This window comes from Marinobacter sp. F3R08, from assembly GCF_018860425.1.
In the GTDB taxonomy this organism is placed as follows: Bacteria; Pseudomonadota; Gammaproteobacteria; order Pseudomonadales; family Oleiphilaceae; genus Marinobacter.
Genome location: NZ_JAHKPI010000015.1, coordinates 345,478 through 358,200 on the forward strand (window position 1 = coordinate 345,478; position 12,723 = coordinate 358,200).

11 protein-coding genes are annotated in these 12,723 nt (G+C 58.4%); 3 read left to right on the forward strand and 8 right to left on the reverse strand.

Annotated features, from left to right (window positions below; translation table 11 throughout):
- Positions 1 to 29: 29 nt before the first annotated feature.
- Positions 30 to 1,400, reverse strand: a complete 1,371-nt coding sequence (locus KO499_RS10705; protein WP_228339873.1) for an NCS1 family transporter — start codon at positions 1,398 to 1,400, stop codon at positions 30 to 32.
- Positions 1,401 to 1,524: 124 nt separating this feature from the next.
- Positions 1,525 to 2,274, reverse strand: a complete 750-nt coding sequence (locus KO499_RS10710) for an aspartate/glutamate racemase family protein (RefSeq protein WP_215983729.1) — start codon at positions 2,272 to 2,274, stop codon at positions 1,525 to 1,527.
- Between the two features lie 288 nt (positions 2,275 to 2,562).
- Between KO499_RS10710 and puuE the strand changes: the two genes are divergently transcribed.
- From puuE to KO499_RS10725, 3 genes are read left to right on the forward strand one after another with little or no spacing between them, the layout of a single operon-like run.
- A complete protein-coding gene (gene puuE, locus KO499_RS10715) occupies positions 2,563 to 3,495 on the forward strand; it encodes an allantoinase PuuE (protein ID WP_416240390.1) in 933 nt (310 codons plus the stop codon).
- A complete protein-coding gene (locus tag KO499_RS10720; RefSeq protein ID WP_215983731.1) occupies positions 3,495 to 4,343 on the forward strand; it encodes a bifunctional allantoicase/(S)-ureidoglycine aminohydrolase in 849 nt (282 codons plus the stop codon). The genes puuE and KO499_RS10720 overlap by 1 nt, the downstream gene beginning before the upstream one ends.
- Before the next feature lie 21 nt (positions 4,344 to 4,364).
- Positions 4,365 to 4,856 (forward strand): ureidoglycolate lyase, encoded by a 492-nt coding sequence (locus KO499_RS10725; protein ID WP_215983732.1) that lies wholly within the window; start codon positions 4,365 to 4,367, stop codon positions 4,854 to 4,856.
- Here KO499_RS10725 and KO499_RS10730 read toward each other — a convergent pair whose 3' ends face one another.
- From KO499_RS10730 to KO499_RS10755, 6 genes are read right to left on the reverse strand one after another with little or no spacing between them, the layout of a single operon-like run.
- Complete coding sequence (locus tag KO499_RS10730; protein ID WP_215983733.1) at positions 4,857 to 6,545, reverse strand: AMP-binding protein; 1,689 nt, start codon at positions 6,543 to 6,545, stop codon at positions 4,857 to 4,859.
- A 53-nt stretch (positions 6,546 to 6,598) separates the two neighbouring features.
- Entirely contained in the window at positions 6,599 to 7,174 is a 576-nt protein-coding gene (locus KO499_RS10735; protein WP_215983734.1) for a peroxidase-related enzyme, read from the reverse strand.
- Positions 7,175 to 7,234: 60 nt separating this feature from the next.
- Positions 7,235 to 8,143, reverse strand: a complete 909-nt coding sequence (locus KO499_RS10740; protein WP_215983735.1) for a hydroxymethylglutaryl-CoA lyase — start codon at positions 8,141 to 8,143, stop codon at positions 7,235 to 7,237.
- A complete protein-coding gene (locus KO499_RS10745; RefSeq protein ID WP_215983736.1) occupies positions 8,143 to 10,137 on the reverse strand; it encodes an acetyl/propionyl/methylcrotonyl-CoA carboxylase subunit alpha in 1,995 nt (664 codons plus the stop codon). The genes KO499_RS10740 and KO499_RS10745 overlap by 1 nt, the downstream gene beginning before the upstream one ends.
- 5 nt (positions 10,138 to 10,142) lie before the next feature.
- Positions 10,143 to 10,946 carry an enoyl-CoA hydratase-related protein gene (locus KO499_RS10750; protein WP_215983737.1) on the reverse strand — a complete coding sequence of 268 codons (804 nt, stop codon included), beginning with the start codon at positions 10,944 to 10,946 and terminating at the stop codon, positions 10,143 to 10,145.
- Between the two features lie 14 nt (positions 10,947 to 10,960).
- Entirely contained in the window at positions 10,961 to 12,568 is a 1,608-nt protein-coding gene (locus KO499_RS10755; protein ID WP_215983738.1) for a carboxyl transferase domain-containing protein, read from the reverse strand.
- Positions 12,569 to 12,723 lie beyond the last annotated feature (155 nt).

Sequence of the window (12,723 nt, forward strand, 5' to 3'; positions counted from 1 at the left end):
TTTGTCTTTCACTTCTGACACCGCTGTGGTCAGTCGCAGAAGCGCTGACAGGCCGGCCAGTATTTCATCAGCAGATAGTAGCTCAGACCGGCGGGAATGAGACTGGCGTACCAGGACACTGCCGAGAAGCTCAGAGCAACGATAACCCCCAGAACGGTAGCCACCAGCGCTGCGTAGTTTACGCCCCGGTAGGGCCCTTGCGGGTTGTACAGGTGGTTCAGGTTCAGCTCCCGACCGCGGATCAGGTAATAGTCCACAACCAGTACGGCGAAGATCGGGCCAAGGAATGCCGAGTAGGTCTGCACGAAAATCTGCAGGCCCGCCGCGGATCCGTCTTTCACCAGTTCCCAGGGGAAGGTGGCGAATGCCAGAAGACCTACAATGATCGTTGCCTTTCGGAAACTCAGCTTGAAGACATCCATCAGTACGTAGGTTGGCGGCACCACGTTGTTGAGAACGTTAGTGGTAACCTGGGCGAAAGCAATAAACATCAGAGTGGTCATCAGCAGTGGTGTGTTGTCGACTGCGTTGGCGAAGACCTGAATCGGGTCGGCAACACCGGTGGCCTCGGAAACCATATAGCCGATCAGGCCCATGAACAGGGTGCATGGCAGGATGGACATGGAGTAGATGGTGGTCAGCAGGCCCGGGCCGGTGCCGTGCTTGTGTTCGCGGGCGTAGTCGCTGACGTTCAGGATCATGGTGCTGTAAATACCAAGGAACAGCATGGTTGCGCCCCAGAACGGCAGGCCCCAGGAGCCTTCCATCGTCAAAAGGTTGGCCGACAGGGTGTCACCGTAGCGTTGAACCGTGCTGTAGAACATGTACACGAGCGACGCGAGAATAAAAGCACTGCCCACGTTCTCCAGCCATTTGATGCCCTGGAAGCCGGTGACTGACAGGGCAATCTGCAGAAACTGGAACGCAATAAAGAAGAACACCAGGTTGTCGAAACCGAACAGGGTGGTGGACACCATATTCAGTGCTCCGGCACCAATCCAGCTCTGGAAACCATACCAGACAATGGCGGGAACGGCTCGCACGAGGCCGGGCAGGCGGGTGCCGGCGAAGCCGAACGAGCTTCTCGCCTGAACCATGAAGGGGATGCCATACTTGTAGCCGGCGGCTCCGTTCAGGGCCAGGGCTGTGCCGATGATGAAGCAGCCGATGGCGATGGCGAGAGTAGCCTGTAGAAGGTTCAGGGTGCCAACCACGCTGGAACCCATGGTAAAGGTGCCAATGGAAACGCAGCCGCCGAACCAGGCCAGCAGATAGGACAGTCGTCCCATGATGCGGGTGTTCTGGGGCGCCAGTGATTCCTCCCCGAGTGCCTTGGTGTCCACGTCGGATACTTCCTGATAGGAAGCGTGAAATTGGGTCTGTGTTTGAGGGTTGCTCATGCTAGGCCTCGTTGTGCATGCAGTGTCGTTGCCCACTCCGTACATCAGAGCAGATGTGGATGCCCCGGTGTGAGGGGCTTTATAGTTAGTTCTGCATCAGATCTATTGTTGTGTAGGTCTTGTTTTATTGGGTGTTCAGGTCAGAGAAACTCTCAAAGCGTCCGACAAACTGCTTCGGGCGCGGGAACGCCAGGTCACCGTGTTTGCTGGTGCCCAGGTTCAGGCCAGCCAGGGCTTCCGATAGCTTTACGGCTGCAGTAACGCCTTCAATGACGGGAAGGCCGACCGCCTCGGTCAGGTAATCCGTGAGATCCGCCATGCCGCCACAGCCCAGCACGATGGCGCCGATGTTGTCTTCTTCTTTTGCCCTGCGGCACTCCTCCACCAAGCGCTGTACCGCCAGGTCTGCATTGTCTTCCAGGTCCAGCACCGGTATTTCCGCAGCCCGCACTTTGCGACAGTGATGACGGAATCCGTAACTCTCGAGAAGGTGCTCGGCGATGATGCCGGTGCGCCCGAGCGTGGTCACGATGGAAAACCGGGTGCTGATCATGGTGGCAACGTGGAATGCTGCTTCCGCTATGCCAAGTACGGGGGCACGTGTGAGTTCACGGGCTGCCAGCAGGCCCGGGTCACCAAAGCAGGCAACCACGTAGGCGTCGACGGGGTCGTCGCCGCGCTCCCCTGCCAGGACTTCCTCTGCAACACCGACGGCGCTGATGGCTTCATCGAAATGACTTTCGATGGAAACCGGGCCACTGGCAGGTTGAGTGGCGCTGATGCGGGTGCCCGGAGATGCCACCTTTTCTGCCGCTGTGCCGATGGTCTCGGTCATGGAGCGGGTGGTGTTCGGGTTGATGATTCGGATATGCATGGTGCACCTGTTTGATAATTGTGGTGAACAAAACAATAAGTAATTGTACACAATTTAAAACCAGGTTCAGAGGAACTGCAAGTTTTCAACGCAGAAATACTGGCGTAAAGGTGTCTGTGCAGCAGTTGGGTTTCAAACTTAGGCGGTGTATTGGCCTGGCAGCAGCGATTGCGCTTGCATGATTGGTACAAAAAAATATATTTTCGTATACAATAAATTTTAACTTTGAATCGACTTACCTGCGTAATCCGCTCCCCCGGATTCTATTGAGGACGCGATGCTATGAGTATGACGCCGGAGTATCCCCGCGACCTGGTTGGCTATGGCCGCGCATTGCCAGAGGTCCGTTGGCCAGGGCAGGCCCGGGTGGCCGTTCAGTTCGTGCTCAACTATGAAGAGGGTGGTGAGAACTGTGTGTTACACGGAGACAGCCACTCGGAACGTTTCCTTTCCGAGATCGTTGGGGCCGAGGCTTTTCCAGACCGGCACATGAGCATGGAGTCCATCTACGAATACGGTTCCCGGGCCGGAGTGTGGCGTCTGTTGAGAGAGTTTGAGCGTCGTGGTCTGCCGTTAACGGTGTTCGGTGTGGCGATGGCTCTCCAGCGTAACCCGGAAGTGGCGCAGGCGTTCAGGGAGCTGGGTCATGAAGTGGCCTGCCATGGCTGGCGCTGGATCCACTACCAGGATATCCCCGAGGAGATTGAGCGCGAACACATGCAGCGTGCAATCGAGATCTTCCAGACGTTATATGGCGAGAAGCCGCTTGGCTGGTACACCGGTCGCGACAGCCCGAACACACGCCGGTTGCTGTTGGATGAGGGCAGCTTCCTCTATGACAGCGACTATTACGGTGACGACCTGCCGTTCTGGGTCCGCCAGAATGACTCCAGTGGCGAACCCCACAATCACCTTGTTGTGCCCTATACCCTGGATACCAATGACATGCGCTTTGCCACTCCGCAAGGATTCAACACCGGAGACCACTTCTTCGAGTATCTGCGGGATGCCTTTGATGTGCTGTATGAAGAAGGCAAGGATACGCCTAAGATGCTCTCTGTCGGATTGCACTGCAGGCTGATTGGTCGTCCTGGGCGTTTCAGGGGATTGCAGCGCTTTCTTGATCATATCGAATCCCGCGATCGTGTCTGGGTGACACGGCGTGTGGATATTGCCCAGCACTGGGCCAGTCACCATCCTTTTGATTCCGGAGCACTCTGATGACCAACAGGCAAACGCATTCTCCTTACTACGCGCCAACCGGCGGGCATCCGCCTCAGACGCAGCTGTTGACCGACCGCGCCGTGTTCACCGAGGCCTACGCAGTGATTCCCAAGGGCGTGATGCGGGACATTGTTGTGAGCCATCTGCCGTTCTGGGACAAGACCCGCCTTTGGGTTCTGTCGCGTCCGTTGTCGGGATTTTCGGAAACCTTTTCCCAATACATCATGGAAGTGGCGCCAGGTGGTGGAAGTGAACGTCCGGAAATCGATCCGGGTGCCGAGGGTGTGCTGTTTGTCGTGGAGGGTGAGCTGACCCTGACCCTGGCCGGAAAGACCTACGACATGACGCCAGGCGGATACGCCTTCATTCCGCCGGGCAGTGACTGGCAGGTGCGTAATACATCCGCTTCAGAGGTGCGCTTCCACTGGATCCGTAAGGCCTATGAGGTCGTCGATGGGGTTGATCTGCCAGAGCCATTCGTGACTAACGAAGCGGATGTCGAGCCTATCGAAATGCCGGATACCAACGGTTGCTGGGCAACAACCCGCTTTGTGGATCAAAGCGATATGCGCCATGACATGCACGTGAATATCGTGACCTTCCAGCCGGGCGGCGTTATTCCCTTTGCGGAAACCCATGTGATGGAGCATGGCCTGTATGTTCTGGAGGGCAAGGCCGTGTACCTGCTTAACAAGGACTGGGTAGAGGTGGAAGCCGGTGATTACATGTGGCTTCGCGCTTTCTGCCCTCAGGCTTGTTACGCCGGTGGCCCGGGACGCTTTCGCTACCTGTTGTACAAAGACGTGAACCGCCATATGAAACTTAATGGCTTTGGTAGCCGCTGAGTCCGTCTGAGGAAAATAAATATGCTGAAGCTGACTGCCCAGCCCCTGACCCCTGAGGCTTTTGAGCCTTTTGGGGACGTAATCGACAGCCGGAGCGCTGATAACTCATTCCCGATCAATGGCGGAAGGACGCGACGCTGCCATGACCTGGCGGATGTTGAGATTCTGGGTGAGGGTGGCCGAGCCCTGATCAGCATCTTTGTCAGCCAGCCAATCCGGGTACCCCTGGCCGTGGCCTGCATGGAGCGCCATCCACTGGGGAGCCAGGCTTTTATCCCGATGCACGGCGAGCGTTTTCTGATTGTTGTGGCTCCCCCCGGAGATGTCATCGATCCGCAAAGCGTGCGGTCATTCATCACCGATGGTCATCAGGGTATCAACTACCGGGCAGGCACCTGGCATGCGGTGCATTCGGTGCTGGATCAAGAGGGAGAGTTTCTGGTGGTAGATCGTGGCGGGCCAGGGCACAACTGCGATGAGCACCCCGTAGAGGTGCTCATCAGCATCGACTGATTATTGCTTCAGCCCCATCTCCTCAATGGAGATTTCCCGCATCTTGAATTTCTGGATTTTCCCGGTGACGGTCATCGGGAACTCATCCACGAACTTGTAGTTCTTCGGGATCTTGAAGTGGGCGATCTTGCCTTTGCAGAACGCCTGCAGATCCTCTGCCGTAACCGGCGCCGCATCGGGTGCCAGTTTGACCCAGGCGATCAGTTCTTCACCGTATCTGTCATCGGGGATTCCGGTTACCTGTACTTCCTCGATGGCCGGATGGGTGTAGAGGAACTCTTCAATCTCTTTCGGGTAAATGTTCTCCCCGCCGCGGATCACCATGTCCTTGATGCGGCCAACAATCTGAACGTAGCCGTCTTCGTCCATGGTGGCCAGGTCGCCGGTGTGCATCCAGCCGGCACTGTCGATGGCTTCTCGGGTTTTCTCTTCATTGTTCCAGTACTTGAGCATGACGCTATAGCCGCGGGTGCACAGTTCGCCGATCTCGCCACGCGGAACCACATTGCCCGTGCCCGGATCGACAATCTTTGTTTCCAGATGGGGTTGGGTGCGACCCACGGTGGTGACCTGCTTCTCGAACGGGTCGAGGGAGCTGGTCTGGGTGGAGACCGGGCTGGTTTCGGTCATGCCGTAGGCAATCTGAACCTCTTTCATATTCATTTTGCCATTGACCTTTTTCATTACCTCCGCGGGACAGATGGAGCCAGCCATAATGCCGGTGCGCAGGGTGGATAGGTCGTAGGTTTCGAAGTCCGGATCAGCCAGTTCGGCGATGAACATGGTAGGCACGCCGTAGAGTGCAGTGGCCTTTTCCTGATGCACGGCCTGGAGCACGGATTTCGGTTCGAAGCCTTCATCCGGATAGATCATGGTAGAGCCATGGGTGATGCAGCCCAGGTTGCCCATGACCATGCCGAAGCAGTGGTACAGCGGGACGGGGATAACCAGGCGGTCCTTTTCGGTGAACAGCTGGCTTTCGGCCACAAAATACCCGTTGTTGAGGATGTTGTGGTGAGTGAGGGTAGCGCCCTTCGGATTACCGGTGGTGCCGGAGGTAAACTGGATGTTGATGGGGTCATCAAACTGCAGCTCGCCCTGACGCTTTTCCAGATCCGCTTCGGACACATCGCTGGCGAAGCCGACGAACTCTTTCCAGGTCCACATACCGTCGTGTTTGTCTTCGTGCACGTTGATAACGGCACGCAGGTCCGGCACATGGTCGGCTTTGAGCTTGCCCGGGGCGCTGCGCTTCAGCTCGGGGGCGAGCTCGTAGATCATCTCGCGGTAGTTGGAGGCCTTGAAGCTGTCCGCCGTTACCAGCACGGTGATGCCGGCCAGGTTCAGCGCGTACTGAAGTTCGTGTACACCGTAGGCCGGGTTGATGTTGACGAGGATAGCGCCGACTTTTGCAGTAGCGAACTGGGTAACAGTCCACTCATAGCGGTTGGGGGACCAGATGCCTACCCGGTCGCCGCGCTTGACGCCGATGGCCATGAAGGCACGGGCGGCTTCATCAACCTTTTCAACGAATTCCCTGTAGGTCCAGCGAATGTCCTGGTGCAGACACACCAGGGCTTCGGTGTCGGGGTATTTTTCTGCGGTGCGGTCGAGCATATCGCCGATGGTCATGCCCAACAGGGGCACTTCGGCGGTTCCGCTGGTATAGCTTGGTAGAGTCTTGCTCATTTCTCTGCCTCCATTGTTTTTGTATTCGAGGGCGAGCAGGGTTGTTTGGCCTGCTAGCGACTCTGGCTGTGATACTCGGGGTTAGGTTGCATATCGCTGGCAATCGCCACGCGATTGGACATGTTGTAGAAACCAACCAGGTTGCTCAGATCCCAGATGCCGCGGTCGCTGAGCCCGGCATCCCGCAGGGCCTGGATGTCGTCTTCGGTGACGGTGGCCGGTGAACGGGTCAGATGCGATGCAAAATCCAGCATGGCCCGCTGGCGCTGGTCGAGTCTGGCGCTGCGGTAGTTCATCACCATGTGTTCTCCCAGCTGGGGGTCGCCGCTCAGTACACGCACGGCGGCACCGTGGGCGACCAGGCAGTAGAAGCATTTGTTTTCCGAGGAGACCACCACGGCTACCATTTCCCGCTCCAGTTTGGAGAGTTCCCCTTCGCCGAGCATGAGCTCGTTGTAGAGGCGGGTGAAGCCTTCCAGTTGTTTGAGGTTCTGGCTGTAGGCGGTGAGTACGTTCGGGATCATGCCGAGTTTTTCCTGGCAGATCCGGAAGTACTTCTGAGTGTCTTCCGGCATGTCTTTGATCTCCGGGATGGGGAGATCCAGGGCCACTACATTTTTATTGTTCATTCTTGGTTTCCAGTCTTCTTGTTTGGTGCTTTGGCGGACGGGTCCCGCCCGCCAATTCAATTATTGGCAGTTTCCGCCCAATGCCTGGCCTACTTTTGATCCGTTGTGACGGTTCAGCTGGCCGCTGATCCAGTCGCCGGTCGCGACAAGTTTATTCAGATCAACCCCGGTTTCTATGCCCAGACCGTTCAGCAGGTATAGCACGTCTTCGGTGGCGACGTTGCCCGAGGCGCCCTTGGCGTAGGGGCAGCCACCGAGGCCGGCGACGGATGCGTCGATCACACTGACACCTTCTTCAAGCACCGCGTAGAGGTTAGCCAATGCCTGGCCGTAGGTGTCGTGGAAATGCGCAGCCAAAAGTTCCATCGGCACATGGGCGGCGACGGCTTCGATCATGCGCTTGGCTTTGATCGGCGTGCCGACGCCGATGGTGTCGCCCAGGGAGATCTCGTGGCAGCCCATGTCGTACAGGGCCCTGGCCACGTGAGCTACCTGCTCGGGGGCGATGTCACCTTCGTAGGGACAGCCCATGACGGTGGAGACATAGCCGCGCACGGGAATGCCGTGCTTGCGGGCTTCTTCGACCACCGGAGCAAAGCGTTCCAGGCTTTCGGCAATGGTGCAGTTGATGTTCTTTTTGCTGAAGGATTCGGACGCCGCGCCGAACACCGCAACCTCGTCGACCTTCGCAGCCAGGGCACCTTCAAACCCTCTCAGGTTCGGGGTGAGGGCAGAGTAGCGAACGCCCGCCTTGCGGTTAATGCCAGCCATGACTTCGGCGGCGTCACCCATCTGTGGCACCCATTTCGGGGACACAAAGCTGGCGGCCTCGATGTGGCTCAGGCCGCTGTCGGCCAGACGGTCGATCAGCCCGGTCTTTATGGCGGTGGGGATGACGGCGCCCGGCTCGTTCTGGAGCCCGTCCCGGGGGCTCATCTCAACCAGGCGAACCTGTTTTGGAAAGGCCATCAACCTGCCTCCTCTTCACTGACTTCAATGGCAATAAGCTCTGCACCTTCGGAAACCTGATCGCCTTCGGCAAAGAAAATTTCTGTGACCACACCGTTGGCCGGAGCCTTGATGGCGTGCTCCATTTTCATGGCTTCCATGATCACCAGACTCTGTCCGGCGTTAACCTTGTCGCCGACTTTTGCTTGCACGGCCACAATGGCGCCGTTCATGGGTGCGGCCAGGCTGCCTTCTCCGGCCAGTTCCTCGAAGCCGTAGCTTTCCTTGTACACGGAGCAGTTAAAGGTGTCGCCCTCGTAGAACAAGACCAGCTGATCGTTATACAGATTTCCGTGGATGCTGATTCGGTGCCCGTTGATCACGGCCTGCAGGTAGTCGTCATCCAGTCGGGCCGTGAGGTTATACACGCTATCGCCCACGTACACCTGGTAGCGGTCATCCCGCTCCAGCACCTTGAGGTCGTGAATCTCCTCACCCACCTGCAGTTGCAGCGGCTGAGCGTATTCAGAATTCATGCGCCAGCTGTTCTGGCGACCGAACGGAGACCAGGGGTCAGTGCTGACTACTTCCCGTGACTTGCGTTGCTCCAGAACAAAGCCGGCAGCCAGAACCAGGGCTTTGTGGGCATCCAGTCTGGATTTCGGGAACAGCAGCTCCCGGTGATCCTCGATAAAGCCGGTGGTCAGTTCGGCTTCCCGGAACGGCTGGGCATCAGCCAGTGCGTGCAGGAACCGGATGTTGGTTCTCACCCCTGCGATGCGGTAATGCTCCAGTGCCTGAACCATGCGGTTGATGGCCTGGTCGCGGGTTTCATCCCACACGATCAGTTTGGCGATCATAGGGTCGTAATGAATGCTGATGTCGTCGCCTTCGGTGACGCCGGTGTCCACTCTTACATGGGCGCTTTCATCCGGTGTGCTCAGGTAACGCAGGTGGCCGGTGGCCGGCAGGAAGTCCTGGTCCGGGTCTTCAGCGTAGATGCGCGCTTCCAGAGCGTGGCCCCGGGTTTTTACCTGGGACTGTTCCAGTGGCAGGGGCTCACCCCAGGCCACTTTCAGTTGCCATTCCACCAGATCCTGGCCAGTGACCATCTCAGTGACGGGGTGTTCTACCTGCAGACGGGTGTTCATTTCCATGAAGAAGAAGGAGCCGTCCACGTCGTACAGGAACTCAACAGTACCAGCGCCCACGTAGTTGATGGCCTGGGCGGCTTTGACCGCTGCTTCACCCATGGCTTTGCGGGTCTGCTCGCTCAGTCCCGGCGCCGGAGCCTCTTCGAGCACTTTCTGGTGGCGGCGCTGAACGGAGCAGTCGCGCTCGGCCAGGTACACACCCTTGCCGTCCTGATCGCAGAAGACCTGGATCTCTACGTGCCGTGGTTGGGTCAGGTAGCGCTCAATCAGCATGTCCGGGTTGCCGAAGGCGTTCTGGGCCTCACGTTTCGCGGCCGCCAGGGCATCGTCAAATTCGGATATCTGTTCGACCACCCGCATGCCTTTGCCACCACCGCCGGCTACGGCCTTGAGCAATAGCGGGAAGCCGCATTTCCCGGCTTCGGCACGCAGGGTTTCTGCCGATTGGTCGTCGCCGTGGTAACCGGGCACCAGGGGCACGCCGGCTTTTTCCATGATGGCTTTGGCGGCGGACTTGGAACCCATGGCCGCAATGGCCGAGGAGGGTGGTCCGATGAACACCAGATCGTTGGCTTCGCAGGCTTCGGCAAAACCGGTGTTTTCTGAGAGAAAACCGTAACCCGGGTGAATGGCCTGGGCACCGCTCTGTTTGGCAATCTCGATGATTTTCTCGGCCCGAAGGTAGCTCTCGGAGCTGGGGGCGGGGCCGATGTGGAAGGCTTCGTCGGCCATGGCCACGTGCCGGGCATTGGCGTCAGCTTCTGAGTAGACAGCGACGCAGCGGATGCCCATGCGGTGGGCGGTTTGTATGATCCGGCAGGCGATTTCGCCCCGGTTGGCGATCAGAATCTTGCTGAACATTGTTGTTATTCCTCCGGAACCCAGTTGGCCTTGCGCTTGTTCAGGAAGGCGCTGAGCCCTTCCTGCCCTTCTTCACCCACCCGGATGTCCGCGATGCGGTGTGCCGTATCGTCAATCACATCGTCGCTGATGGGCTTGTGGCTGACAGCGAAGATCAGCTCCTTGGCGGCTTTCATGGCGTTGGGCCCGTTCATGGCCAGTTGCTGAAGCATGTCGTTACAGCGGGCTTCCATGGTCTCGACATCGTCGCAGACGATGTGCACAAGACCGTATTCCAGTGCCTGTGTTGCTGTGAATATCTCAGCTGAGATGAAGTATCGTCTCGCCTGGCGTTCGCCGATGGCCCTTACCACGTAGGGGCTGATCACCGCCGGAATCAGGCCGAGTTTCACTTCACTCAGGCAGAAACTGGAAGTTTCGGTGGCAATGACGATGTCACAGCAGGCGGCAAGGCCCACTGCACCGCCGAAAGCAGCGCCCTGAACCAGGCCGATCACCGGCTTGGACAGGTGGTTGAGCACGTTCATCAGCCGAGCCAGTTCCCGGGAATCATCCAGGTTTTCCTGGCGGCTGTTCTCGGCCATGCGGCGCATCCAGCCAAGGTCGGCCCCGGCGGAGAAGTGCTTGCCTTCGGAGCGCAGGATGACGACCTTCACGCTGTCGTTGGCATTCACCTCGGTGAGGGTGCTGATCAGCTGCTGGATGATCACGTCGTCGAAGGCGTTGCGCTTGTCCGGGCGGTTGAGAACCACCTCGGCAATGCCTTCGGAACGGTGTCTGAGCAGAACTGCGGATTCGTTGTCTGTCATATCAGTCTCCCCGATCACATCCGGAACACGCCGAAGCGTGTTGGCTTGGCAGGTCGGTTAAGGGTGGCAGACAGGCTCAGGGCAACCACTTCCCGGGTCTGGGCCGGGTCGATAACACCGTCGTCCCACAGGCGGGCACTGGCATAGTAGGGGTGGCCCTGGTGTTCGTAGGTGTCGATGATCGGTTTCTTGAACTCAGTCTCTTCTTCGGCGCTCCATTCCTGGCCTTTACGCTCCATACCCTCCCGGCGAACGGTGGCCATGACGCCGGCGGCCTGTTCGCCACCCATTACGGAGATCCGGGCGTTCGGCCACATCCACAGGAAGTCCGGGCTGTAGGCCCGGCCACACATGCCGTAGTTGCCTGCGCCGAAACTGCCACCAATCAGCACGGTGATTTTGGGTACGTTGGCACAGGCCACGGCCATAACCATCTTGGCGCCGTGCTTGGCAATGCCCTCGGATTCGTATTTCTGGCCCACCATGAAACCGGTGATGTTCTGCAGGAACAGCAGCGGGATGTTGCGCTGACAGCAAAGCTCCACAAAGTGGGCGCCTTTCTGCGCAGACTCACCGAACAGGATGCCGTTGTTGGCAATAATGCCCACCGGATAGCCGTGGATATGGGCAAAGCCGGTCACCAGGGTCTGGCCGTAGTAGCGTTTGAATTCGTCGAACTCGGAGCTGTCAACGATGCGGGCAATCACATCACGCACGTCAAATTGTTTGCGCAGGTCGGTGCCGACGATGCCGTAAATTTCGTCAGCGTCGTACAGAGGTGCCGTGGGCTTGCGGATTTCCACATCCGTTGGCTTGCGACGATTCAGGTTTGAGACGCTGCGGCGCGCGATTTCAAGGGCGTGGGCGTCGTTCTCGGCGTAATGGTCGGCTACACCGGAGATTTTGCAGTGTACGTCGGCACCACCGAGGTCTTCAGCGCTGACCACTTCACCGGTGGCGGCTTTTACCAGCGGCGGGCCGGCCAGGAAGATGGTGCCCTGGTTGCGTACGATAATGGATTCGTCAGCCATGGCAGGCACGTAAGCGCCACCGGCGGTACACAGGCCCATGACAACGGCGATCTGGGGGATATCGTCGGCGGACATGCGAGCCTGGTTATAGAATATGCGGCCAAAGTGGTCGCGGTCCGGGAAGACTTCGTCCTGCCGTGGCAGGTTGGCGCCGCCAGAGTCGACCAGGTAGATGCAGGGCAGACGATTCTGCAGGGCGATTTCCTGAGCGCGCAGGTGTTTTTTTACCGTCAACGGGTAGTAACTGCCGCCTTTAACGGTAGCGTCGTTGGCGATGATCATGCATTCGGTGCCGGAAACCCGACCCACGCCGGCGATAACGCCTGCTGCGGGGACGTCTTCACCGTAGACGTTGTAGGCGGCGAACTGGCCGATTTCCAGAAACGGGGAACCGTCGTCCAGGAGGCGATTAATGCGCTCCCTGGGCAGTAGTTTGCCCCGGGCAATGTGGCGCTCCTGATAGGAAGGGCCGCCGCCTTGCTGGATGGTGGAAACTTTGTCACGCAGGTCCGCTACGGCCTGGGCCATGGCTTCCTGGTTGGCCTGGAACTCTTCGGACCTGGGGTTAATCTTGCTTTGAAGTATTGTCATTTTATCGGGCCTCGAGGTTCGGGGCGGCGGGACTGGCGGACTGTCTTTCCGGGAACCGCTACGAGCACATCCTTGTGCACTTGACTGTGGCCATCCATGGCCACAGACATTCCCGGAAAGACACTCCGCCAGTCCCTCGTCTTACTTTGGGTGCA